This window comes from Lysinibacillus sp. GW247-5R2A (assembly GCF_059424475.1).
On record NZ_JBWKZL010000015.1, the window covers coordinates 1 to 24,127 of the forward strand.

Genomic DNA, 24,127 nt, shown 5'->3' on the forward strand with positions numbered 1-24,127 from the left:
AAAAGAAATTTGATTAGCTCAAATTGTTTTGCTGGCATCAATTTTGATGTCCAAAATTTTGTTTTGTTCACTAGCTAAGCTAGCTACTAAAAACTTTATTGATTACGTTTTGCTTGTTCAGTTTTCAAGGTTCATTTGCTAGTTACTTTCAAGTAACTTTTTATAATTTAACATATTGTTAACTTGTTGTCAACTGTTTACGTTAATATTTTTAAAGTTGTTCGTTTGTTTCGTAACAACGTGTTTAAATATATCATCATGCAATAAAGTTTGCAAGTGTTTCATTAAAGTAAAACTATTCTTATTATTACAAAGTGAGTTTCTTCTATATAATGGTGAAAACAACTTTATATAATTCGTTATAATCATGCTTTATTTTATATAGTAAAAGAGACGAGTAGAATAACAATAAAAGTATTTAATTATTTACTGTTCCTAACCTAACAATAAAAAATCACCTCCATCGTTGGATCTTATCCTTAACAATGGAGGTGATTTTCAACATGTATTTAATTTATCGTACCCAAATGAAATACGCCAGGAAGACAAAGAATAAACCATACATCATAGGGTGAATTTCTTTTTTACGTCCCGCTAATAACATTGTGATCGGATAGAACACGAAGCCAATTGCAATACCCGTAGCAATGGAATAACCAAGAGGCATCATTAATACGGTAAAGAATGCTGGTACTGCAATCTCAAATTTATCCCAATCAATTAAACGTAATGATGATACCATCAGTACTCCTACAATAACTAGAGCAGGTGCTGTTACTGCTGGTGTTACTACTGCTAATAACGGAGAGAAGAATAATGCTACTAAGAAAAGTACTGCTGTTACTACTGCTGAGAACCCAGAGCGAGCTCCAGCTGCTACACCTGAAGTTGATTCTACATAGGCAGTAGTCGTAGATGTACCAAATAAAGAACCAATTGTTGTTGCAAGCGCATCTGCCATTAATGCGCGACCCGCACGTGGTAATTTATTATCTTTTACTAAGCCAGCCTGTGTTGCCACAGCCATTAAAGTACCTGCTGTATCGAAGAAGTCTACAAACAAGAATGTTAATACAACTACTAAAAACTTCACGTTAAATAGTGACTCAATATCTCCAAGTGGTTGTAGTGCCACCATGAATGTAGAGTCTACACTTGGAATAGCAGAAACAATTGCCGTTGGAGGTTCAATAATGCCTGTCACCATACCAATAATCGCAGTAATAACCATCCCTAAGAAAATACCAACACTGCGTAATTTAATAATTAGAATAACAGATAAAACAATTCCGAATACCGCTAGTAATGTAGCACCAGTGAAAGTTCCTAAAGTTACTAATGTAGCTGGACTATCTACAATAATCCCTGCTCCTTGTAAACCTACGAAAGTAATAAACAATCCAATACCTGCCGAAACAGCATATTTAAGTTGAACTGGAATAGCATTAATAACGGTTTCACGAATACCTGTTAGAGATAAAATGATAAAGATAATCCCAGAGAAGAATACGCCAGTTAAACCTGTTTGCCATGGAATACCGTATGCCCCGACTACAGTAAAGGCGAAGAATGCGTTTAATCCCATACCAGGAGCTAGTGAAATTGGAAATTTAGCAAAAATACCCATTATTAAAGAACCAACTGCTGCAGCTAATGCTGTTGCTACGAAAACAGCACCTTTATCCATCCCTGCATTTTCTAGTATACCTGGGTTAACAGCTAGAATATATGCCATCGCAAGGAAGGTTGTAATACCACCTATTATTTCGCGGCGGTAATTAGTTCCTAATTCATCAAACATGAAATATTTTTTCATTATAAAAAAATCCTCCGTATGGTCGTCCTCAATATCGAAAACAAAAAAGACACGCTGACTAATCTACTAGTCGCATGTCTACGATATATTTCATCCACATTAATGTGTGAAATAAATTAGGGTTTATACATACGTATATAAACCTCAATCGTAGTCAAGTTATTTACGGTAACTTGGTAGAAACTCACGGGCCCTATTCCCGACATTATACGACGACTTATTTAATTTACATTCGTAATATATCATTTCACTTTTTAGATTTCAACCCTATTTCCGAACAATTTTATAAAATAAAATACGAAAGTTCGTGTAAATTTCTTATTTAATGTTCATATTTTAATAAACTGCTACTAAAAAGTCTAAGTAATGAACAATTCACTGAACACTATAATATAAAAAAACCTTAGAACCCACCCGAATTCTAAAGGTTTTTAAGACAGTTTCCCTTGCAGACAATTTTTAATTCATTACTTTACTTTGCAAGACCTGAATTCTTTTTTCTAACTTTTGTTTCCAATCTTCCGCCAATGCATCGACTGCTCGGATATGTTTCATCGCATCTGCATCTTTGTTTGTAAAATATACTTCGTTGCAATACAAAACAGAAACTTGGGCAGGATGCTTTTCTACTAATTCAATATTCGAGTTCGCATAAATTGTCCCCTCTTCTAGTACGCGCGCAAGGAAGCCCGTATAACCAGTTTCAATCATACGTTTGAGCAATGTGTTTGATTCAGTATATTTGTCGATCGTACTACAAGGAACACGCCCTTGTGTAATTTGAATGACAGCATCTCCTATTTTATAAATATCACCGATACAAATATCCTCTTCTAGCATATTTGTAACCGTAAGATTTTCACCGAAAGCAGCAGTTGGCAATGGTTTACCAAGTTCTTGTTCCCATTGTATGTAATGTTCCGCAGGATATAAACAAACTGCACGATCAGGTCCACCATGATGTTTTTTATCAGCAACATCATCTCCGTCGAAGCCATGAGCTGACAAATAAACTTCTTGCATTTTTTGCTTTTCAATACCTGTCATCATCGAACGCCCTTTACTATCAATCAATTCTTTTGGCATCCCAACTGCTAATGTATGAATTAATGGTTTATTTTTCTCCATTTTAACCCCCCAAATCTGATAATTCTAATACTTTTTTGTATCCATTTAGTTTACTACATTCTCCAATAGTTTGCTGATTATTTCAATGTAAAGCTTGTAAGATGATCACCCCAACTCAAACTACCAACTATATAATATTAGCCGATGATGATGTTGAATCAGTATATTCTTTATAAACAATTAAAGTCGATTAAACTACATGAACTAAAGCATCAAAGCACCTAAATAAATGCTACAATGATATAAAAAATGGATGATGCTCTTTATCTAAACATTTTAAAAGTTCCTCTTTAAAATACTCATTTTCAGCGCATCTTCTACGCTAAAGAAACCGACCTCTAAACTTTCCTTACTTGTTTTCAAACTCCCATTTATAGGTATTCCTAGCCACCATATATTACATATATTTCTCCTTAGTTCTTGTGAAATTATATCAATATTAATGCCTGTTTCTTCCTTGACCTCTCTAACTACAACCCCACCTGGTAGCTCCCACCCGCGATAGGGCTCTCTTTTTAATAAAATCCTCTTTTGCTCATCAAAAACTACCGCACCTGATGTAATAATAAATTTATTCATTGAAGGATCACCTACCATATTATTATTTATAAGGATTAAACTGCCCCCATTATTGCACAAAACTTCTTTCTTCTATCCTTATATTTTAATCAGTCTTATCTAAATTAAAGAAAATACTGGATTTTTTCAATTAAAAAAGACCTCCCTTTACCCATGAATTACATGAATAAAGGAAAGTCTTTTGTGTTAAAAAATTGCACGTGGATAAGCAATTGCTCACTCAAACAACGGTGAAACCCTTTATAGAACTGGCTTCAACGGTTATTAGAAATATGGATCTATTCTGATCTATTCCCACTCAATCGTTGCTGGTGGCTTAGATGTAATATCATACACTACGCGGTTCACGTGTTTTACTTCGTTTACTAGGCGGACAGAGATTTTTTCTAGTACATCCCAAGGGATACGTGCCCAGTCAGAAGTCATACCGTCGATAGACGTTACCGCACGAATACCGATTGCGTAATCATACGTACGTGCATCGCCCATTACACCAACTGAACGGATATCAGGTAATACCGTGAAGTATTGCCAAATGTCACGATCAAGGCCAGCATTGGCGATCTCCTCACGTAAGATGAAGTCAGATTCGCGAACGATTTCTAATTTTTCTTCTGTTACTTCACCAAGTACACGGATACCTAATCCAGGACCTGGGAACGGTTGACGCCAAACGATTTTTTCATCCAGACCAAGTTCTAAGCCTAATGCTCGTACTTCATCTTTGAATAAAGTTTTTAATGGTTCGATCAATTTGAATTGCATATCTTCTGGAAGACCACCAACATTATGGTGAGATTTGATTGTTTGCGCTGTTGAAGTACCTGATTCAATAATATCTGTATAAAGAGTACCTTGTGCTAAGAAATCCATACCTTCAAGCTTTGATGCTTCTTCATCAAATACATAAATAAATTCATTACCGATAATTTTACGTTTTTTCTCTGGATCTGATACACCTGCAAGTTTGTCCATGAAACGTTTACGAGCATCAATTTTGATAAGATTCATATCGAAATCTTCAGTAAATGTTTTCATTACTTGCTCAACTTCACCTTTACGGTTTAAGTTATGGTCTACGAACATACAAGTTAATTGGTCACCGATTGCTTTGTGAATAAGAACCGCTACAACTGATGAGTCAACACCACCTGAAAGCGCACATAATACTTTTTTATCGCCTACAATTTCACGAATTTTTGCGATTTCAAGTTCGATAAAGTTGGCCATTGACCAATCACCTTTTGCTTCACAAACATCGAAAACGAATTGACGTAATAAATCATTACCATAAACAGAGTGACGTACCTCTGGGTGGAATTGAACAGCGTATAGTTTACGTTCTACATTTGCCATTGCTGCAATCGGACATGATGTGCTCGTTGCGATAACTTCAAATCCAGCAGGAACTTCTGTTACATGGTCACCATGGCTCATCCACACGATTTGCTCAGTTGGTAACTCACCAAATAATTTATTGGAAGCAGTTACTTTGATTTCAGCTTTACCATATTCACGAGTTTCAGCGCCTTCTACTTTACCACCATTTGTATGTGCCATTAATTGCATACCATAGCAAATACCTAGTATTGGTAGGCCTAATTCAAAAATGGCTGGATCCACATGGAAAGCATTTTCATCATAAACAGAGTTTGGACCACCCGAAAAAATAATGCCGGCTGCGTTCATTTCTTTAATTTCTTCTGCAGTTATTGTATGTGGATGTAATTCACTGAATACACCAAACTCACGGATACGACGAGTAATTAATTGGTTAAATTGGCTACCGAAGTCAAGTACAACGATTTTTTCTTGCTCTTTTAATAAAGGGCTAGCTGTCAAAATTTCCACCTCTTCTACTATTTTTAAAGGATATTTCAGTTGTTCAAAGAAAAACGCGAAGAAAGTAAAATCTTTCTACGCGTTCAAAAAGCTCATGTTAATTTATAAAGGCGAATGCGTAGCAAAGTAAAGTGATTTACTATACTTCTCACCTAGCGAATACATCCGCCTTCATAGAGAAATCATTTATGGTGATTTCGTAGAAACATCCGAACCTTATTATCGAACTTATATGAAAGCAATCCTTGCATTTAATTTTTTTCATTTTACTCTTTGTCTCAGTTAAAATCAACCGATAGTGCGATTGATTAAATATTCCCAACTTTCTTTCAGCTTTATGAAATCCACTTCTTGTTTATCCTTCCCATAAACATGTTGCTCATAAACAGCCGTTAGCTTTTGCATTTGATCTGTCTCTAATGATGCATCCACACGTTCTGCAAACATATGCAACGTTTCCCCATCTCTCATACGCAATCCAATACGTGATAATTGCTTCAGAAGAATATGATAGGAGGAATCAAAGGTAGACCAATTGGCAGTCTTTTTACGATAGACTCGAACATGCATTTTTGGAAGCCAAGTTTTGCGCTGCAAGTATAAAGCGATCCCACTGATCATCAATAAAACGAAGGCGATTATCCAAACATAAGCAAACTTTTTCAACCAAGTCCATAGCATATCTGAGCTAAACATTGATTTACTTTGTTCTTTATTAGACACTTGTTCCTGCTTTTGCGGTTGTTCAGGTTTTTGCTCTGGCTGTACTATTTCCTCCTGTTCGGATGTATCTAATGGTATATCATAATCAATGTTAACGTTGCCGCTAAAGCCTATTGTAGGTTCAAACTCCATCCAACCTGTACCAGGTATATATGCCTCTACCCATGAATGCGCGTTGTCATTAGTAATTCGATACTCTCTCAGACCATCTGACATGGGTCCTGCAGTTCCAGGCGCAAATCCTTTGACCCAGCGAGCTGGAATGCCTATTGAACGCAAAAGTACTACCATTGAAGTTGAGAAATTATCACAATAACCTACTTTTGTATCAAATAAAAACTGATCAACATAATCTTGATTTTCTGCCGGTATAGCCGCTTGTTTTTTATCATACCTAAAACCATTCGTCCTAAAATAACCTTCTACTGCCTTAATTTGCTCGTAAACCGTAGTTTTATCCTGTGTTATCGATAGCGCCAAATCTCTTACTCGCTGTGGTAATTGCGCTGGCAGCTGCATAAAACGATCAAATGATGAATCTAATGTTTCAAGTGTGGCTGGGAATGATAATTGCAGCTGTTCCATACTATAGACAGGCTCACTATACGATAAAGTATAGCCTGATAAAGATGTAGATGTATCATTCTGCTGCTCTATAGTCATCTTTTCCGTCTGCTCGTCCTGAATAAATAATGTGGAATCTTGAGCTGAAACAGATAACAAGCCGTATGTTTGGATTAAAAACGGCATTGAGGTCGCAATGTCCAGTTGAATTTGACGCTCGTTTTCAGGTGAGCCTACTTGTAAAGAGGTCATAATCGGCGCATTTGCCTCATATACATTTTTTCCAAAGTTCCCCTCTGACAAAATCCATCCCCTTGACGTATAAGTATCTTTCGTTTCAATTCGCCAATAATGACGATCACGTGAAGATGCAGTAAAAATTAATGTATTATCTCCTTGGAAAGGTCCACCTAATTGACTATCATCTTGACTATAGCCGACTGATTTCATGCCTGTTCCATTGCCATCTTGTCCAGTAACACCTTGAATAAACGGCACAGGATCTGCCCATGTCGGCCCGGTCTTTGGTAAAAAGAAGGCGATAGTCCCAACAAGTAATACGGATACAAGCATCGGAATAACAATTTTCCATCTCCCAAACGTATTGCTCGTTGTACCTACTTGAAGCCATAAACGTTTGACAAATAGGACACCTGTCATCATTAATCCTAAAATGACCACTTTAACAATAGCTGTTTTTCCATTGTATTCACTAAACGTATCTAAAGTAGCAATAAAGAATACTGTTATGGCAAAAAAGTAAAATATATTTTTCCTTACGGAGACCCAATGGTGGATTAAGTAAACAAGCATCCATATTAACACTAGAAATAGCACTGTTCTAAAGGCATCGGATACTAGACCAAAATCACCTGAGATAATGGCGGCCATATTCCCTTTCCATTCTGCTATTAAGAAGGATATGGACTGTCCAGAAAGCACAGGGCTTTCGCTATAAATAAAGACAATGCACCAAGTCATATAACCAAACTTTACAATCCCTGATAATAAAGGATGTACTCGGAATAAACTTAAGGCTAGGGACAAGCCAATAAAAACTAGGAAGAGATGAAACCCTCCTGTATTAGTTAATTGCATAATGGGTATTAGCCATTCACGCAAAATAAAGAAGACAATAATATAGGCGACCGCTAACTCTAAAAATTCCCCGACTGTTTGTTTCACGGCTTCCTCACCTCCGTGAATACATGATAAAAATCTGTTGGATCTACATAGACAATTTGAATATGTTTATAACGCAAAGTAACCTCAGACTGCACAGGTGGCTGTTTTGCCACGACAAAACAAATACAACTTTTCACTATATTCGCAAGAGTATGTAGGAATTCTTCTGATACTTCATTAGTCACATAAAGCAATGTCGCTACTTGCTTAAAGGCTTGCTGGTCATAAAATCGAAATTTTACATTTTCAGTAGATTTTATAGCTGCCAAATGATACATAACCTGATCTAACTGCTTTTCACCTTGTATAACAGGGAATACCTTTGTCTCTTCTCCAGCAGAAATAAAGGAAATATCACCAAGCTCCTGCACGATCATCTTGAGCATAGATGCTACTAGCTCAATCTTATCCTCAAATAACGTTGATTTCTTGGCATCAAGCACTAGCATCAGCTCAGAAGATTGTCTATCCTCAAATTCCTTAGATTGTAAGGTTTGGGTTTTCGCGAATGACTTCCAATGAATCCATGAAAAACGATCACCAGGAACATATTCTCGTAACCCAACAGCCATAGTAGTATCCTTTACTATGGAATAAGGAGACATCATTGGCCCAACATCATATTTTGTCTGAAGTGCCGAATATTTCATTTCTCTAAGCCTTGGGTACACTAAAATAGTTTGTTCTTTCTCGGCCACGACCATTTTTTTTGCCCAACCGAAGAAATCATAGAAAGCGACCGTAACACCCAAATAACGGTGTTCGCCACGAGGCATATTTACTAATTCATAATGCCAGTTGAATTTTTTTCTAAAGCCAACAAATTTTATAGCAGTTGAACTTTGAAGCTTCGCCTGAACTAACCCCTCACTATCTACAAGTTCCTCCATCATCATATAAGCAAAAGGAAAACGTGTTTTTCTTTCGATTGAAATCATGACCCTCGTTGATTGACCACGTTCTACATGTGCTGGCTCAATTTTGCGCTCTACTACTAAGATACTTTCTCTAACAACAAAGAAAAATAAGGCATACACTAAAAATGGACTTACCGTAAAAAATACAAACCAACTAACAAATCCACCTTGGAACATCGCATAACAAAACGTTACAATCATTAAGAAAACTACTAATAGAAAATGTTTACTTTTCTCTAAAAAAGCTTTCCATCGCTTCATTGTTCTGCAAACCTTTTTGTTGGTACTGGTGTTTTGGCAATGATACGTTCAATGATTTCACTTGCCGTTACATTATCATAGCGAGCATCTGGTTTTAAAACTAAACGATGGCTAAAGACAAAAGGGACAAGGTATTGGACATCATCAGGTGTTACATAGCTACGCCCTTTCATAAATGCGTAGGCCTGAGAAGCCTTCATTAAGGCTAGTGTCGCCCTGGGACTTACACCTAAATAAACATAGCTGTTTTCTCTAGTTTGAGTAGCAAGCTCCACCATGTAATTTTTTACTGAATCTTCAACGTACACCCCTTGAACGAGCTCTTGTAACTCAATCAATTGAGCTACCGACAATACTGCATCGATCTTTTCAATCGCTTTGCCATTTTCCGCCCGACGTAAAATTTCCACTTCCTGCCCTCTAGTAGGGTAGCCCATCTTTATCTTCAGTAAAAAACGATCAAGCTGTGCTTCAGGCAATGGATATGTTCCTTCATGTTCGATCGGATTTTGTGTGGCCATTACAAAGAACGGCTGATTTATAGCAAGCGTTTTACCATCAATAGTAACAGACGCTTCTTCCATTCCCTCCAGTAAAGCTGACTGCGTTTTGGGCGAAGTACGATTTATTTCATCGGCTAAAATAACATCCCCCATGATGGGCCCTGGACGAAATTCAAACTCCAATGTCTTCGGATTGTAAATAGAGATTCCTACTACATCGGAGGGTAATAAATCTGGCGTAAATTGAATTCGCTTAAACTGCGCATCAAAGGATTTTGCTAATGAACGAACCATCATTGTCTTCCCAACACCAGGTACATCCTCTAACAATACGTGCCCCCTCGCTAATAAAGCAACAAGGCTTAACTCAGCCACCTCTCTCTTTCCAATCATCACTTTCTCTATATTTTCTAGCACATTTTGTATTTGAGAATTCATAAATTAAAAAACCTCCATTTCATCAAACAATTATGTGAATTGCACGATAACTTATCATAAGCATATCGAAATATGTCTAGTAAAACAATTATCAGAAACTTCTTCCCTTCGATAACACATACTAAACAAGGCTTGCTTGAACGTAGTCAAACAAGCCTTGTTTAGTATATAACGTTACTATTCATTAGAATGTTACAATTTTAATCTTTTTAACCATATTTCTTCCAAAGATGTAGAATTTTCTTGAGTGAAAATTTCAGTGATTTCACCAGAAATAATAATTTCCCCATCATGTAAAACTAATACATCATCTGCTATTTCTTCAGCAAAAGACAGCAAGTGAGTAGAGAATATGACCGTATTTCCTTTGTTCTTTTCCTCTAACATTACATTTTTTAATTGCGCTATCCAAAATGGATCAAGACCATTTGTCGGTTCATCCAAGATCAGCAAAGATCCACTTCCAAGTAAACATTGCGCAAGATTTAATCGCTGAAGCATCCCTTTAGAAAATTGTTTAGCTGGTTGATTACGAACATCCCATAAGGAAACACGCTTTAATATGCACTCTTGTTCATCTTGATTTACTTGCTTTAAAGAGGCTAGTAGTTCAAAAATTTCAGCTGCCGTTAGCATGGTTGGAAAATGTATGTCGTCAGGCATATAACGAATGACATCTGGTTTATGCCATATCATTTCTCCGAACTTCCCCTTCTCTTGCCCCGTTAGTAAACGGATCAACGTACTCTTTCCGGCACCATTGCCCCCAACCAGCGCTAATATTTTACCAGAATGTAATGTAAAGGTAGCTTCTTTTAAACCTCTACCATTTTCATAGACATTTGCTATATTTTTGGCTTCTAAAAGAATCATCGCTGTGTGACCTCCTTTGAAAACTTAGTAGCTAGCATAAGTGGTAGAAGGATCCAAAGAAGCGTCACCACCACATACAACACATGACCTAAAGTTGACGAATAAAACCTCGTAACACCATAAAATGCTGGACCAAGCACACTAGCCTGATTGGTGAATATAAAATAACCAAAGCGTAGCCATTCTACGGGATTAATATGTATCGATACAATGGTAAGCTTTTGTAAAACATGGCCCGCTACAACTGCACCTAGAGCCATTAACGCATAAGAAATAAGCAGTAAAAAAAAGGACCATACAACAAGTGATAAGGCTAGTGCAAATAACCTTGTTTTAGCCATTGCCCCCAGTACAATACCTAATGAGACAAATATAAAGATACATAATAACGTAAGAATCACTAAAATAATCGGTAACTGGACGCCACCTAATAGACCACCTATTGCTAAGACAACGCCAAATGCCACAAGCACTACTAATAAAAAGGCAAGTGATATAGCCACATATTTCCCTAAAATATATTGCCCAATTTTCATTGGATATGTCTTTAATAACGAAAACCAGCCAGATTCAATATCGCCGGCTATACTCATACTTCCAATGGTGATAATAAATAATGGTAATAGAAACAATAACACATTTAAAAATGAGGCCGTTTGACGTGTAAAGCCCTCCACATCAGGTAATGCCAATCGCTGAATGACAATAATGGCTACAAATACAAAAGTAAATAGAAAAGCTACTAGTTGCATCCAATGGCTTCTTAAAATTTGCTTCAACTCTATTTTCACAAACATCATTCATGAATCCCCCAATTAAACGTCAGCAAATCTTGATAGACTAATAGTTGCCCCTCTCCTTCATTGGTCATCCATTCCTGCGCCTCATCCTTCGTCGCAAATGCAAGTACTCCATAGTTCATCGGAGTCCAATAACCTGCATTGTACACATAGGTAGCTTTATAAACGTCAATCCATTCATTATTTACATTATTTTTAATATAGGCTGCGCCCATTTCATCCTCACCATTTAGCGCCAGATAATCCATCAAACAGCCAATATCATCAAAAATCCTATAATCTCCATTTTTGAGCACAATTTGTCCAGCATATTCATGATGAATGATACTCATATTACAAATTTCACAAACATCTGTTTCACGGATAATATCACGTGGGTTATACGTCTTTTCGCCGCAACCGCCTAATATTGTACTGCATATAACTAGAATGGCTATCCACCTCGTCATACTTACACCCCTCTTTTCCACAGCCAAAATCCACTCAGAGATACAACTAAGCCAATAATAAATTGTAAGATGTTGATGGAAAACGACTTCTCTTTCGTATGACTAATTAATCTTGGTTCGTTATCTACAAGTAAATTTTGTTCTGTTTTATTCACTTCCTGATCAAGTGATGTCAGAATCATAACACTCGGTGATGCCACAAAAAATTGATAAACTGGTTGTCTCACCATCCATTGACCAAAGCTCGACACAGCCACGTAGGGAGCATCTCCGAAACCATCTCCCGCAACATCTATCCCTCGGTAATCATCATAAAAATTGCGAACTAATCGCAAGCCCTGTTGGTCTGATCTTGCCGTTAATATATTTCCAGTAAACTGATTATCATTGATGATAGAGTGATGATCTACCTTTGTTCCTTCTAAGGCAGTCTGATTCATCTGAAACCCATTTTCTTGTATTTGTACAACTGAACATTTTTGCATTGCTACACCTACCCGATTATTTCGAATGCTATTTTTTCTTACCTTCGCCTGTTGTGTGTCATACATTAAAAGGCCATAGCTATTGAAATCATTATGGTTACTAATTGAATTGCTCGCTATTTCTAAGTCCGTAGTCATCATTATCATAAGACCTGTCACATTATGTAAATATGAATTAAAAAGCACCTTCACATCACTTGAATACATAAAATGAGTTCCATAACGACTGTTTGTCACTTCGTTTTGTTGCACATTGATATGTCTCACTTCTTCTACGTAGATCCCATCCTGCACAAAATCAATTGCATTATGTTCAATAGCAATGTCCTCACTTTTAAACACAGCAATCCCATTGCCTTTCTCAGCATAATGTAACTGATTACCAACAACCTTATTTTCTAATAGTTGAATATGCTTAGAACGTTGAATATGGATACCCACTTGTACATCCTTTATTTCAATAGCTTTCAGTTTTAAATTCTCCACTTCATTAACAACAATTCCTTTATTTTTGGCAGAAATCAGTATATCTTCAACTGTGACATTAGCCGTATCGTCTATTTTTAATGCAGGTTCAGTATTTTGGGAATAAAGTTTAACCCCCTTTTCTCCTTGGAGCTGAATCGATTTCTTTACGGTAAAATTTCCTTGGTAACGACCGGCAGGAATATGAACAATCTCTCCAGGTTTTGCTTGATCAATAGCAAATTGAAGATCAAACTCCGCATTTGCTGTTTGACATGTCGATAGAAAAAACAATACGAACCATCCTATTCGTTTCATTACTCTCCCCCTTATTCAGCATGAAAAGACTAGAGGAAAGTTCCCCTAGTCTAAGCTTTTAATGACCATGTCCCTCTTGCCCATGATTCATATCACTTGAATGCATAGAACTAGAATCTCCATTCTCTCCCTCAGCTTTTTTTTCCATCATTTTCTTACGTCGTTCCAATGCGTCATCTTTAATTTTTTGTAATTCCTCCATATAAGCATTCGAATTTTCTTGGATGTATGTATCTGCATCCGCTTTGTTCACGAAGTAAATATAACCCCAGTTCATCGGAGATTTCAGCTCTGTTTTCACAATTGTTACATCTTCGACCTTCGCCCACTCCTTCGTCACAAAATCACGGACAAATTTTGCATTGTTCTCTTCATTAGCAACCTCTGCATTTAACAAACAGCCAATGTCGTCATAAAAAGCAATAGTCCCATCTTCTTTTATCGCTTGCGCTGAAAATACGCCCAATTCATGCTCCTTCATGTAAACCTTCATATTACACATTTCACAAACTGTATCCTCCTTCGGCTCTTGTAATCGCGGATCTACAAGTGAAGCAACTTGTATAGAATCATCCATTACCTTCGTTTCTATTTCAGTAGCGCCTTGCTCTGATTCCTTCTCCTTTACCTGAGGTTTTTCACTAGTACATGCTGCTAGTACAAATAATAATATTAATGCTGGTAACCATAATTTTTTCACAACTATTTCCTCCAAATTTAGTTTTCTGTTGCCATATTCAACAATACAGATTAGTTGTGAAATTAGTAAAAAATCGCGGTGAAGAATTGGAAAAATTATCTTGAACATTCAATGAACATCTTCATTTCAAATAATTTGAAATTAGCACTTCTTTTTTACTCAAACACAAAAAAACTCCCCACATGTTTGGCTGTGGAGAGTCTGGGCTTTATATGGAAGAACGGTAACTATTAAGTCGCTTCTTTTGTCTGCTTAAACGACTAAGCTTTAACGCAGTTTCATTTAATTCACGACGTATTTGCAAATCATTCGTACTATCCATATGGATAGGCACTGTATGTTGATGCTGTTGCTGCTGATTTGGCGCATTTATTGAACTGCGCTTCTTCTCTTTATTTTTTTGCAAACTATTTTTAAATAGATTTTGTGGATTTTGCCCAAAATTATGGCTAATATCACCTGCATGTAAATATTGATTTTCCTGACGAAAAACACTACTTGTCGTTGCATTTACTCTAGAAGTCCTCATATTTAGTTACCCTCCCTTACATTTTATAATCCTTATAGGTAATTATATCGACATTATATGATGATATTTAACAACTTAGAACCAAATTGCATAAAAAAAGAGAGAAAAGAGCTATTTTCAAAAGTGAGATTCACTTTTATAACTCTTTTCCCTTATTTTACTTCCAAAAAACATCAAATATTGTAATAGGCATATGGCGTTTATGTTGCGAACGCAAATAATATCCTTCCAGTAGTTGGCGAGGTTCCTCCGGGATTTCCTTCCCCTCTAAATAATCATCAATTTGATCATAGGACACCCCAAGAGCCACTTCATCTGGCAAAGATGGGCGATTTTCCTCCAAATCTGCTGTTGGCACCTTCATATAAAGATGTTCAGGACATTTGAGCTCTGCCAATAACTGCTTCCCTTGTCGTTTATTCAAACGAAAGATTGGCATTAAGTCAGCTCCTCCATCCCCAAATTTAGTATAAAAACCTGTGATGGCCTCGGCCGCATGATCCGTTCCTAATACGACTGCTCCATTCATTGCAGCAATCGAATATTGCACTTTCATACGCTCCCGAGCTTTTTCGTTCCCTTTGACAAAATCATTAAGCTGAATACCCGCATTTGCTAGGGCCCTCACACTCGCATCGACAGCCTCTTTTATATTAACTGTATAAGATGCCGTCGGCTTAATAAAGTCGATAGCGTCCTGACAATCCTGCTCATCTGCTTGCACTCCATATGGTAAGCGAATCGCCCAAAAGGAATACTTCATTTCACCAGCTTCTTTATTCAGCTCGTCAACGGCTAGTTGCGCTAGCTTTCCTGTTAATGTTGAATCCTGACCACCAGATATACCAAGAACAAATCCTTTTACAAAACTATAATGTTTCGCATACTCCTTTAAGAAATCAATGGATTTACGGATTTCCTCGTGCGCATCGATAGTTGGTTGTACACGTAATTCTTCAATGATTTGTTGTTGTAAAGTCATTGCTTCCATCACTCCCTTTTACATTTGCTTCACCATGTTATGAACTTCCTCAATATTGCGCATTTTATTATCCCAGCATTTTTGACTTAAATCGACTGGATACTCTTCAGGATTCATCGCACGTTTGTATTCATCCCAAAGCAGCTCTAAATTTCCGGCTGCATAATCACGCATTTCTTCAAGCGTTGGGTTATGATAGTTAATTTCTCCATTATGAATGACATGCTGATGTAAATTTTTCGCTTCGAAATTCGTGACAAACTTAGAGACAAACGTGTGAATTGGGTGGAACATTTTAATACGTTCCTCCTCCTGAGGGTTTTCATCTTGCATCGCAATATAATCTCCCTCTGCCTTGCCATTCTTTTTATCGATAATACGATATACATTTTTGAGACCTGGCGTTGATACTTTTTCAGCATTCGCTGATATTTTAATGGTATCCTCCAGTTGACCATCGCTGTTTTCAATGGCAACCATTTTGTAAACAGCACCTAATGCAGGCTGGTCATAAGCTGTAATCAACTTCGTACCGATCCCCCACACATCTACTTTTGCCCCTTGAGCTTTTAAATTTAAGATCGTGTATTCATCCAAATCATTTGAAACAATGATTTTTGTATCATGGAAACCAGCAGCATCTAGCATGCGACGAGCCTCTTTTGATAAAAATGCAATGTCTCCACTATCTAAACGAATACCAATAAAATTAATTTTGTCTCCTAATTCTTTAGCTACTTTGATAGCCGTTGGAACTCCTGATTTCAAAGTATTATACGTATCTACAAGAAAAACACAATCGCTATGGCGTTTTGCATAAGAATGGAAAGCATCATAATCATTTTTATAGGCCTGTACCAACGCATGTGCATGTGTACCAGAAACTGGGATGTTAAACAGTTTACCTGCTCTTACATTACTAGTGGAAGCAAAACCACCTATAAATGCTGCGCGTGTACCCCAAATAGCTGCATCCATTTCTTGTGCGCGTCGTGTACCAAATTCCATAGCCACTTCATTTTTAATGATTTGTTTAATACGACTGGCCTTCGTCGCTATTAATGTTTGATAATTAACGATGTTCAATAATGCTGTTTCTATAAGCTGAGCCTCCACTAATGGAGCTTCTATTCGAACAATCGGTTCATTGGCAAAAACAAGCTCTCCCTCTACCATCGAATACATATCCCCTGTGAATCGAATATCTTTTAAATACTCAATAAAATCCTCTTTATAACCAACTTCATCACGTAAATACGCAATATCAGATTCACTAAAACGGAAAATCCGTAAATAATCCAGCATTCGCTCTAGGCCAGCAAATATTGCGTAACCATTGCCAAATGGTAATTTTCTAAAATACAACTCAAAAACTGCTTTTTTATTATGTATCCCATCAGCCCAATAGGATTCGGCCATATTGATTTGATATAAGTCTGTGTGTAGCGCTAAGCTATCATCTGCATAGTTTGATCTCAAAAGAAACCCCTTCTTCCGCTTTGATAATTAGTCCTAGTATACACTATATACCCAAATTCTTGCGTATGACATTCACACTCTCTAATGTTAGGTTTTCTAACATGAATAGTCAGAAAATTTAGAACCGTTCATATTTTAGACACATTTTTTAGTACCGCTTTCATTCCCATTCTAAAACCTTTTTACGGCAACTATTTCGAGAACAAAAATAGTTCATGTTATAAAACCTTACACCAATTCCAAAAAAGTAATTGCACTACGGTCCCAGGCAATTTAACATGTAAATTAAAATTACGCAAGGAGCTGGTACAGATGAAAAAAATCGAAGTCATCATTCGTCCTGAGGTTTTTGGAGCCGTTCGGGACGGTCTGGCACAACAAGGGATTGCAGGACTAAGTGTTTCTGAAATCGCAGGTTGTGGCCGTCAATTAGGGAGGACTGGTTTATTTCGTGGTAATACGTATGAAATTGAGTTTTTACCTAAATTGAAATTAGAAATGATTGTAGATGATAGTAAAGTCGATGGCATTGTAGAAATCCTATTGCGCGAAGCAGCGACTGGCAAGGTTGGGGACGGGAAAATTTTCATTTATCCAGTAGAACAAGCAATTCGTATCCGAACAAAAGAAGTCGGATCGATTGCAGTAGAATAAGGGGGCGATATAGATGGATGAACTATTGTTATCTGTTAATTTAATTTGGGTGATGTTAGGCACAATTTTAGTATTTTTTATGCATGCTGGATTCGCTATGGTAGAGGCCGGATTTACACGTTCTAAAAATGCTGTTAACATCATCATGAAAAATTTTCTAACTATTTCCCTAGGGGGAATTGTCTATTTTTTATGTGGCTACGCAATTATGTTTGGTGACAGTGTAGGTGGCATTTTCGGCATAAGTGGCTTTGCTTTAAACGGAGTCGAGGATCTTTCATTCTTTATTTTCCAAACAATGTTTGCTGCAACAGGAGCAACTATTTTATCTGGTGCTGTGGCAGAGCGTACTAATATTTTTGCTTATATCGGAGTCATTATACTTATGTCATTAGTCGTTTATCCTGTTGTAGGCCATTGGGTTTGGAGTGGTCAAGGTTGGTTGACTGATTTAGGCTTTGTGGATTTTGCTGGCTCAACAGTCGTTCATTTAACGGGAGCTGTTGCTGCCTTTATCGCCGCAGTTATGGTTGGACCACGACTAGGTAAATATGAAAATGGTCGAGTAAATGTTATTACAGGTCATAGTATACCATTAGGAGCATTGGGCGTATTTTTACTTTGGTTTGGTTGGTTTGGCTTTAATGGCGCATCCACTTTAGCTGCCGATCCTGAACTTGTTCCGAATGTCATCGCAAATACATTTTTTGCAGCGGCCGCTGGTGTCGTAGCAACCGCCTTCTATACGAAGTTCCGTTATGGGCATATTGATGGCTCCCTCACATTAAATGGCGCACTAGCAGGACTAGTAGGAATTACAGCGGGTGCAGCGAATGTCAGCATTATCGGCTCTATTATAATTGGCCTTATCGCCGCTCCATTACTTGTTGAAGGTGTGCGATTCATTGAGTGGAAGCTAAAAGTAGACGATCCAGTTGGTGCAATTGCTGTACATGGAATTTGCGGTGTATGGGGGACATTAGCCGTTGGATTATTTGCTAGTAACGGGCAAGGCTTATTTTATGGTGGAGGCTTGAGTTTGCTAGGCATTCAAGCTATCGGTGTGATTGCTACAATAGCCTGGGTTAGTGTATCTGTAGCAGCTGGTATATTTATCATTAAAGCCTTTGTACCTTTACGTGTAACGGTGGAAGAGGAAATTGCTGGTTTAGATATCATGGAACACGGAGCGCCTGCCTACGAATTCCATGATATTTTTAAAAGCTCTGCGGTTCGAGGAGAAACCTTTGCCCATCGTTTAACACATTTCGGTAAATCACAAAACAATGTGCAACAAGAAGAACAGCATATATAGACAGAAGAAAAATCTGCTTTGCTATTCATAAAGTAGCAGGCAGATTTCCTTTTTTGAACTAATGGCTAATGAAGTATTAAGCTTTCTCTAGTTCTAATAAAAATTGTTTGACATCTAGTCCACTACGAAAACCTGTTAATTGACCATTTTTGCCAATGACACGATGGCATGGAATAATAGCTAATATTGGATTCGCACCAATAGCACTACCTACAGCCCTAACTGCTTTGGGGTTCCCAATACGTTCTGCGATGCTTCCATACGATGTTGTGGAACCATAGGGTAATTCTTTTAGAGCGTCCCACACAGCTAGTTGAAAGGGTGTCCCCTTCACATGGATAGGTACATCAAAGTCTGTCAGTTCCTTGTTAAAATAGGCTGTTAATTGTTCCTTATATGGTTGCAATTTTTCTTTACTTTCTTCAAAGCTATAACCTTTAAAAGGCTTTTTTGCCCACTCCTTAACCTCACCAAATGATGCATTAGGCGTTCCAATATAGGCAAGTCCATCAGTCGTGGCTACAATGTACATAGCACCTTGTGCGAACGTTAACGTATCATAATACAATATCTCCATTCCCTATTCTCCCTTCATTTCTAAAATCTTATATTTAAACTGCATCTTTCCTTCATTTCATGCTACAGTTATTTTACTGACTATAGCAAAGGAGTTTCACTACATGAATACGCTATACGAGCCTGCCATTCACTTTCAACAAGTTCAATTCTCAGTAAATGACAAAATGATATTAAAGTCAATTACTGGGTCTTTTCCAAAAGGTCAAATCACCACTCTCGTCGGCCCTTCAGGTGCAGGCAAAACAACACTGCTTAAATTATGTAATGGCCTTCTTTCACCGACAAACGGACATATACTCATTGATAATGAGCCCATCTCAAATTATGAGCCCTCAGCATTACGAAGACATGTCGGTATCGCCCTACAAGCTGCTCCTATGATTGCTGGCACTGTAAAGGAAAACCTTGCACTCCCACGGACATTGCAGGGAAAAAAACTTTCTCAACAGGAGGCCATTCAATATTTAGAGGATGTCGGCTTAGATGAAAGCTTCTTACACCAATCCACAAATGAATTATCAGGAGGACAGCGTCAAAAGGTTTCTATAGCTAGAACACTTATTAATCAATCCTCTATCCTATTATTAGATGAAATAACTTCTGCACTGGATCGCCAATCTGTAAAGGAAATTGAAAAGCTCATCGCCACTATTAATAAAAAATATAATGTGACGATGATTTGGATTACTCATAATTTGCAACAAGCATTAACCATTGGACACTATACATGGGTCATGATGAATGGGGAGCTAATAGAAACTGGCAAGAGCGCTTTACTTAAAGCACCGACTAACCCACGCGTAGCAGCATTTGTACAGGGGGCTAACATATGACTTATACGTCTTTATCACTCACTTTAATTTTCGTGTGCATCCCTCTACTGCTATCCAAAACATTAAAATTAGGACTTGAAAAAGATACGCTTATTGCAACTCTTCGGTCTATCGTACAATTGCTCGCTGTTGGCTATATATTAAAATTTGTCTTTGATGCAAATAGTTATGTATATATTTTTCTTATGGTTGCGTTAATGATACTAGTCGCTACGTTTAATGCTCGAAAAAAAGGAGAAGGTATTAAAGGGATCACCTGGAAAATAGCACTGACACTTGTGATGATAGAAATTATTACACAAGGAGTCTTGCTTGGCTTTAACATTGTGCCAGCAACCGCTCAGTATATTATTCCAATTAGTGGTATGTTAATTGGCAATTCAATGGTGTTATCCATTTTATTTTTAAACCGATTTACGGCTGAAATTACTAGCCATAAAGATCAAATGGAATTAATTTTGTCTCTTGGAGGCACACCCAAGCAAGCCGTTCATCGACAACTTATTAATGCCGTAAAGGCGAGTATGATCCCCACGATTGAAAGCCAAAAAACAATTGGCTTGGTACAGCTACCAGGTATGATGAGCGGCCAAATTATTGGTGGTGCCGACCCCATTCAGGCTGTACAATTTCAACTTTTAATCATCTTCGCTCTCCTAACAACAGCGACATTATCAAGTATCATGATTGGCTTTTTAAGCTATCCTGCACTTTTTAATGAGCGTATGCAAATACTTGAGATGAAATAATTGTTAAGCAGATTTAATATAGATTTAATAATTTATGATATACTAAAAAGAAAATGCAGTTAGGAGAATGACCATGTTATTACGCGATTTTTTCATCCAGCTTTCCGAAAACCAACTATTGAATAGTGCTGCAAAGAAATATGGCCTAAAATTAGGAGCACAAAGTGTAGTAGCTGGTACAAATATTGAAGAAACAATTGCAAGCATCAAAGAGCTAAATGCACATAATATCTCATGTACAGTAGATAACCTTGGTGAATTTGTTTCAAGTAAAGAAGAAGCAACTGCTGCAAAAGATAAAATTCTCTCTGTGGTAGAAGCTATTCATGAAAATGATGTAAAAGCACATATTTCATTAAAGCCTTCTCAATTAGGCTTAGATATTGATGTAGATTTCTGCTATGACAATCTGTATGAAATTGTTGAAAAAGCGGCTGCTTATGATATATTTGTTAACTTCGACATGGAGGACTTTGGGCGTCTTCAAACATCTTTTGATATGGTAGAAGAGTTGTCTAAAACATTTAATAATGTTGGAACTGTCATTCAATCTTACTTTTACCGTGCAAAAGACGATATCGAAAAATTCAAGGACTACCGTTTACGTATCGTAAAAGGAGCTTATAAAGAGCCTGTTGAGGTTGCTTATCAAGATAAATTGGATATCGATTTAAACTTTATTGAGTTAATTGAATATCATTTACTACATGGTAAATTTACGTCCATTGCTACACATGACCATAATATTATTGCTCACGTTAAACGCTTTGTAGCTGATCATAATATTCCACTTGATAAATTCGAATTCCAAATGCTATATGGATTCCGTACAGATATGCAAAAAGAGCTAGCTAAAGAAGGCTATAACTTCTGTGTGTACGTTCCATTCGGCGAAGATTGGTACGGTTACTTTATGCGTCGCCTAGCTGAACGTCCTCAAAACCTTAACCTTGTCACAAAACAAGTGTTTACGAAAAAGACGAATACAGTTCTTGCTGTAGCTGCAGGTGCATTCGTTCTTGGACGCTTAACAAAACGCAATAAGTAAAACAGAAAAGAACCTTGCCGCTACTATGCGATAAGGTTCTTTTCCTATTTATTCCACCCTTTTTCTTTAAAGCGTGCAATGGCTTCGATACGATTGCCTACATTTAATTTTTCTAAAATCGTTGAAATATAATTACGAACAGTTCCAGCAGATAAAAATAGCTCTGCGGCAATTTCCTTTGTTGTTTTGCCCTCTGCTACAAGAGTCAGCACCTGACTTTCTCGCTCAGTTAATGGATTTTCACTATCATCCTCATACACAAAATCAACGAGCTCAGGGGCATAAATGCGTTTACCATCCATAATAGTCCGAATGGCAGAAACTAATTCCTCAATAGGGCTATCCTTTAATAAATATCCCCTTACACTAGCTTTTCTAGCACGCTCGAAATAACCTGGTCTAGCAAATGTAGTTAAAATAATGACTTTACAATCCGAGCCAGAGCTATGCATTTCTTCTGCTGCATCAAGGCCGGTTTTAACTGGCATTTCAATATCCATAACACAAATATCAGGCTGGTGCTCTTTAACAAGCATCAATGCTTCCTCACCATTTTTTGCTAAGCCAACGACCTCCATATCCTCCTCCATACTAAGTAAAGAGCGAAGAGCGCCTAACAGCATCCCCTGATCTTCAGCAATCACAATTCGTATCATGTCACAAGCCTCTTTTCTATATGTTCTTCAGATTTTCTTTCACACTTTGATGCGTAATAGCCACCGGAATGGTTACTGATAACGTCGTGCCGTCCACACTTTCAATTTTGAAGGAACCGTTGATAAACTCTAATCGCTCACGCATTCCTTTTAATCCGTTCCCAGTTTTCCATGCTTGTTTTTTCGTAATTCCTTGTCCATTATCACGAACTACTAAGTAAACTTCTTTAAAATTTTGATGGAAAGCTATTTCGCATTTTGTAGCACCACTATGTTTCACAACATTATTTACAGCCTCTTTTAAGCACATAGACAAAACATTTTCTACAAGCGGTGGCACTTGCAAGGCATTTTTATCGCCTTCAAAGACAAACTCCATTTCTGCTGCCTTTAAGATTTGAGAAATACGCATAAGCTCATCTTCAAATTTTGCTGTACGCATGTCTGAAACTAATTCACGAACCTCTTTTAAGGCGATACTGGCAGTTTGGCGTATATCCTTTATTTCAACTAAAGCTTGCTGTGGATCACGCTCAATCAACCTTGTTGCTAAATCACTTTTCAAACCAATCATAGACAATTTTTGCCCCAGTGTATCATGTAAATCACGTGCTATACGTTGTCGTTCTTCAAAAACAATTAACTCTGCAATACGCTCATTGGCCGTTTCTAACTGCCCCTCTAAGTTCTCGCGTTTGTTTTTGGAATAGATCGTTAGCGGTAGTAGAACAACTGCTAAAATAGTTAATACGACAAAAGGTAATTGTGATAAAAATAAGTGAAGCTCAACAAAAAAGCCAGCACCTGTAGATATGACTGTAAAGCCAATATGTAGACCGTACATAATATAGAAACCAACTGGTCTTCGTATATTTCCAATAAAAAATGCAGTAAAAATGGAAAGATAAACATAACCATATAAAATCGTCATGACTATATTAATAACCATTTCAAAGCTGATCCACATATATACTAGTCCGCTTTTCGAATTCATGGAAAATCGATAGAAAATAAAATATAGCATTAAAAACGTAATACCTATAGAGATTTCTATATAAGATGATTTTCTAAAAATGAAGAAAAACGGTAGAAAGCAAAAAATAATCCATAAATATATACTGAGCATAGGACTATTCGGAATAATACTATGCCATTTTCTCAACATAATCTCACGCTCTTTCCTACTTTTCCCTTATTATAACAAGAAAATTATTTTTTTGCCCATACATGCTTATTTTCTCGGCTATAGTTAAAACA

General features: G+C 37.2%; 23 protein-coding genes and 2 riboswitches. Of the genes, 5 read left to right on the forward strand and 18 right to left on the reverse strand.

The window, feature by feature from the left end:
• Positions 1–514 precede the first annotated feature (514 nt).
• The 15 genes from AC07YC_RS19905 to AC07YC_RS19975 all read right to left on the reverse strand — a co-directional run bounded on the left by AC07YC_RS19905 (position 515) and on the right by AC07YC_RS19975 (position 17,036).
• A complete protein-coding gene (locus AC07YC_RS19905) occupies positions 515–1,816 on the reverse strand; it encodes an NCS2 family permease (protein WP_008173678.1) in 1,302 nt (433 codons plus the stop codon).
• Positions 1,817–1,947: 131 nt separating this feature from the next.
• Positions 1,948–2,049: riboswitch (purine riboswitch) on the reverse strand.
• Positions 2,050–2,275: 226 nt separating this feature from the next.
• A complete protein-coding gene (locus AC07YC_RS19910; protein ID WP_494920234.1) occupies positions 2,276–2,944 on the reverse strand; it encodes an MOSC domain-containing protein in 669 nt (222 codons plus the stop codon).
• A 276-nt stretch (positions 2,945–3,220) separates the two neighbouring features.
• Positions 3,221–3,523: an NUDIX hydrolase gene (locus AC07YC_RS19915; protein ID WP_494920235.1), complete on the reverse strand. Its 303-nt coding sequence runs from the start codon at positions 3,521–3,523 to the stop codon at positions 3,221–3,223.
• 288 nt (positions 3,524–3,811) lie between these two features.
• Positions 3,812–5,365 (reverse strand): glutamine-hydrolyzing GMP synthase, encoded by a 1,554-nt coding sequence (gene guaA / locus AC07YC_RS19920; protein ID WP_494920236.1) that lies wholly within the window; start codon positions 5,363–5,365, stop codon positions 3,812–3,814.
• Between the two features lie 154 nt (positions 5,366–5,519).
• A riboswitch (purine riboswitch) is annotated at positions 5,520–5,621 on the reverse strand.
• 32 nt (positions 5,622–5,653) lie between these two features.
• Complete coding sequence (locus AC07YC_RS19925; protein ID WP_494920237.1) at positions 5,654–7,837, reverse strand: transglutaminase TgpA family protein; 2,184 nt, start codon at positions 7,835–7,837, stop codon at positions 5,654–5,656.
• Entirely contained in the window at positions 7,834–9,015 is a 1,182-nt protein-coding gene (locus AC07YC_RS19930; protein ID WP_336637274.1) for a DUF58 domain-containing protein, read from the reverse strand. The genes AC07YC_RS19925 and AC07YC_RS19930 overlap by 4 nt, the downstream gene beginning before the upstream one ends.
• Positions 9,012–9,956 carry an AAA family ATPase gene (locus AC07YC_RS19935; RefSeq protein WP_480206508.1) on the reverse strand — a complete coding sequence of 315 codons (945 nt, stop codon included), beginning with the start codon at positions 9,954–9,956 and terminating at the stop codon, positions 9,012–9,014. The genes AC07YC_RS19930 and AC07YC_RS19935 overlap by 4 nt, the downstream gene beginning before the upstream one ends.
• A gap of 192 nt (positions 9,957–10,148) precedes the next feature.
• Entirely contained in the window at positions 10,149–10,829 is a 681-nt protein-coding gene (locus tag AC07YC_RS19940) for an ABC transporter ATP-binding protein (RefSeq protein ID WP_336637272.1), read from the reverse strand.
• A complete protein-coding gene (locus AC07YC_RS19945) occupies positions 10,826–11,629 on the reverse strand; it encodes an ABC transporter permease (RefSeq protein ID WP_494920238.1) in 804 nt (267 codons plus the stop codon). The genes AC07YC_RS19940 and AC07YC_RS19945 overlap by 4 nt, the downstream gene beginning before the upstream one ends.
• Positions 11,626–12,078, reverse strand: a complete 453-nt coding sequence (locus tag AC07YC_RS19950; RefSeq protein ID WP_494920239.1) for a nitrous oxide reductase accessory protein NosL — start codon at positions 12,076–12,078, stop codon at positions 11,626–11,628. The genes AC07YC_RS19945 and AC07YC_RS19950 overlap by 4 nt, the downstream gene beginning before the upstream one ends.
• Before the next feature lie 2 nt (positions 12,079–12,080).
• Complete coding sequence (locus AC07YC_RS19955) at positions 12,081–13,346, reverse strand: right-handed parallel beta-helix repeat-containing protein (protein ID WP_494920240.1); 1,266 nt, start codon at positions 13,344–13,346, stop codon at positions 12,081–12,083.
• Between the two features lie 58 nt (positions 13,347–13,404).
• Positions 13,405–14,046 (reverse strand): nitrous oxide reductase accessory protein NosL, encoded by a 642-nt coding sequence (locus AC07YC_RS19960; protein ID WP_336637268.1) that lies wholly within the window; start codon positions 14,044–14,046, stop codon positions 13,405–13,407.
• 208 nt (positions 14,047–14,254) lie between these two features.
• A complete protein-coding gene (locus AC07YC_RS19965) occupies positions 14,255–14,575 on the reverse strand; it encodes an NAD synthetase (RefSeq protein WP_336637267.1) in 321 nt (106 codons plus the stop codon).
• A 157-nt stretch (positions 14,576–14,732) separates the two neighbouring features.
• A complete protein-coding gene (nadE, locus tag AC07YC_RS19970) occupies positions 14,733–15,557 on the reverse strand; it encodes an NAD(+) synthase (protein ID WP_494920241.1) in 825 nt (274 codons plus the stop codon).
• Between the two features lie 18 nt (positions 15,558–15,575).
• Positions 15,576–17,036, reverse strand: a complete 1,461-nt coding sequence (locus AC07YC_RS19975; RefSeq protein ID WP_494920242.1) for a nicotinate phosphoribosyltransferase — start codon at positions 17,034–17,036, stop codon at positions 15,576–15,578.
• A 312-nt stretch (positions 17,037–17,348) separates the two neighbouring features.
• Here AC07YC_RS19975 and AC07YC_RS19980 point away from each other — a divergent pair, with 312 nt between their 5' ends.
• Together AC07YC_RS19980 and AC07YC_RS19985 are read left to right on the forward strand one after the other, a co-directional pair.
• On the forward strand, positions 17,349–17,690 hold the full coding sequence (locus AC07YC_RS19980; RefSeq protein ID WP_012291989.1) for a P-II family nitrogen regulator: 342 nt from the start codon (positions 17,349–17,351) through the stop codon (positions 17,688–17,690).
• 13 nt (positions 17,691–17,703) lie between these two features.
• Positions 17,704–19,005 carry an ammonium transporter gene (locus tag AC07YC_RS19985; protein ID WP_494920243.1) on the forward strand — a complete coding sequence of 434 codons (1,302 nt, stop codon included), beginning with the start codon at positions 17,704–17,706 and terminating at the stop codon, positions 19,003–19,005.
• 76 nt (positions 19,006–19,081) lie between these two features.
• Here AC07YC_RS19985 and AC07YC_RS19990 read toward each other — a convergent pair whose 3' ends face one another.
• Positions 19,082–19,582, reverse strand: a complete 501-nt coding sequence (locus AC07YC_RS19990; RefSeq protein ID WP_494920244.1) for a methylated-DNA--[protein]-cysteine S-methyltransferase — start codon at positions 19,580–19,582, stop codon at positions 19,082–19,084.
• A 103-nt stretch (positions 19,583–19,685) separates the two neighbouring features.
• Here AC07YC_RS19990 and AC07YC_RS19995 point away from each other — a divergent pair, with 103 nt between their 5' ends.
• The 3 genes from AC07YC_RS19995 (at position 19,686) to AC07YC_RS20005 (ending at position 22,214) form a co-directional block, all read left to right on the forward strand.
• Positions 19,686–20,417 carry an ABC transporter ATP-binding protein gene (locus AC07YC_RS19995; RefSeq protein WP_494920245.1) on the forward strand — a complete coding sequence of 244 codons (732 nt, stop codon included), beginning with the start codon at positions 19,686–19,688 and terminating at the stop codon, positions 20,415–20,417.
• The gene (locus AC07YC_RS20000; RefSeq protein ID WP_069482752.1) at positions 20,414–21,166 is read left to right on the forward strand and encodes an ABC transporter permease; all 753 of its coding nucleotides are present in this window, start codon (positions 20,414–20,416) and stop codon (positions 21,164–21,166) included. The genes AC07YC_RS19995 and AC07YC_RS20000 overlap by 4 nt, the downstream gene beginning before the upstream one ends.
• A 73-nt stretch (positions 21,167–21,239) precedes the next feature.
• Positions 21,240–22,214, forward strand: a complete 975-nt coding sequence (locus AC07YC_RS20005) for a proline dehydrogenase family protein (RefSeq protein ID WP_008173705.1) — start codon at positions 21,240–21,242, stop codon at positions 22,212–22,214.
• A gap of 44 nt (positions 22,215–22,258) precedes the next feature.
• On the opposite strand, the gene AC07YC_RS20010 is transcribed toward AC07YC_RS20005, so the two are convergent.
• Both AC07YC_RS20010 and AC07YC_RS20015 read right to left on the reverse strand, forming a co-directional pair.
• A complete protein-coding gene (locus AC07YC_RS20010) occupies positions 22,259–22,870 on the reverse strand; it encodes a response regulator (protein ID WP_494920246.1) in 612 nt (203 codons plus the stop codon).
• Between the two features lie 16 nt (positions 22,871–22,886).
• Positions 22,887–24,035, reverse strand: coding sequence for a sensor histidine kinase (locus tag AC07YC_RS20015; RefSeq protein ID WP_419719872.1), 1,149 nt, complete (start codon positions 24,033–24,035; stop codon positions 22,887–22,889).
• Positions 24,036–24,127 lie beyond the last annotated feature (92 nt).

Excerpts from the sequence above, each read along its gene's own strand:
- AC07YC_RS19905 (WP_008173678.1), bottom strand. The coding sequence starts at position 1,816 with ATGAAAAAATATTTCATGTTTGATGAATTAGGAACTAATTACCGCCGC.
- AC07YC_RS19930 (WP_336637274.1), bottom strand. The coding sequence starts at position 9,015 with ATGAAGCGATGGAAAGCTTTTTTAGAGAAAAGTAAACATTTTCTATTA.
- AC07YC_RS20005 (WP_008173705.1), top strand. The coding sequence starts at position 21,240 with ATGTTATTACGCGATTTTTTCATCCAGCTTTCCGAAAACCAACTATTG.
- AC07YC_RS20000 (WP_069482752.1), top strand. The coding sequence starts at position 20,414 with ATGACTTATACGTCTTTATCACTCACTTTAATTTTCGTGTGCATCCCT.
- AC07YC_RS19915 (WP_494920235.1), bottom strand. The coding sequence starts at position 3,523 with ATGAATAAATTTATTATTACATCAGGTGCGGTAGTTTTTGATGAGCAA.
- AC07YC_RS19985 (WP_494920243.1), top strand. The coding sequence starts at position 17,704 with ATGGATGAACTATTGTTATCTGTTAATTTAATTTGGGTGATGTTAGGC.
- AC07YC_RS19990 (WP_494920244.1), bottom strand. The coding sequence starts at position 19,582 with ATGGAGATATTGTATTATGATACGTTAACGTTCGCACAAGGTGCTATG.
- AC07YC_RS19980 (WP_012291989.1), top strand. The coding sequence starts at position 17,349 with ATGAAAAAAATCGAAGTCATCATTCGTCCTGAGGTTTTTGGAGCCGTT.
- AC07YC_RS19945 (WP_494920238.1), bottom strand. The coding sequence starts at position 11,629 with ATGATGTTTGTGAAAATAGAGTTGAAGCAAATTTTAAGAAGCCATTGG.
- AC07YC_RS19995 (WP_494920245.1), top strand. The coding sequence starts at position 19,686 with ATGAATACGCTATACGAGCCTGCCATTCACTTTCAACAAGTTCAATTC.
- nadE (WP_494920241.1), bottom strand. The coding sequence starts at position 15,557 with ATGACTTTACAACAACAAATCATTGAAGAATTACGTGTACAACCAACT.
- AC07YC_RS19940 (WP_336637272.1), bottom strand. The coding sequence starts at position 10,829 with ATGATTCTTTTAGAAGCCAAAAATATAGCAAATGTCTATGAAAATGGT.
- AC07YC_RS19950 (WP_494920239.1), bottom strand. The coding sequence starts at position 12,078 with ATGACGAGGTGGATAGCCATTCTAGTTATATGCAGTACAATATTAGGC.
- AC07YC_RS19910 (WP_494920234.1), bottom strand. The coding sequence starts at position 2,944 with ATGGAGAAAAATAAACCATTAATTCATACATTAGCAGTTGGGATGCCA.
- AC07YC_RS19955 (WP_494920240.1), bottom strand. The coding sequence starts at position 13,346 with ATGAAACGAATAGGATGGTTCGTATTGTTTTTTCTATCGACATGTCAA.
- AC07YC_RS20015 (WP_419719872.1), bottom strand. The coding sequence starts at position 24,035 with ATGTTGAGAAAATGGCATAGTATTATTCCGAATAGTCCTATGCTCAGT.
- AC07YC_RS19965 (WP_336637267.1), bottom strand. The coding sequence starts at position 14,575 with ATGAGGACTTCTAGAGTAAATGCAACGACAAGTAGTGTTTTTCGTCAG.
- AC07YC_RS20010 (WP_494920246.1), bottom strand. The coding sequence starts at position 22,870 with ATGATACGAATTGTGATTGCTGAAGATCAGGGGATGCTGTTAGGCGCT.
- AC07YC_RS19935 (WP_480206508.1), bottom strand. The coding sequence starts at position 9,956 with ATGAATTCTCAAATACAAAATGTGCTAGAAAATATAGAGAAAGTGATG.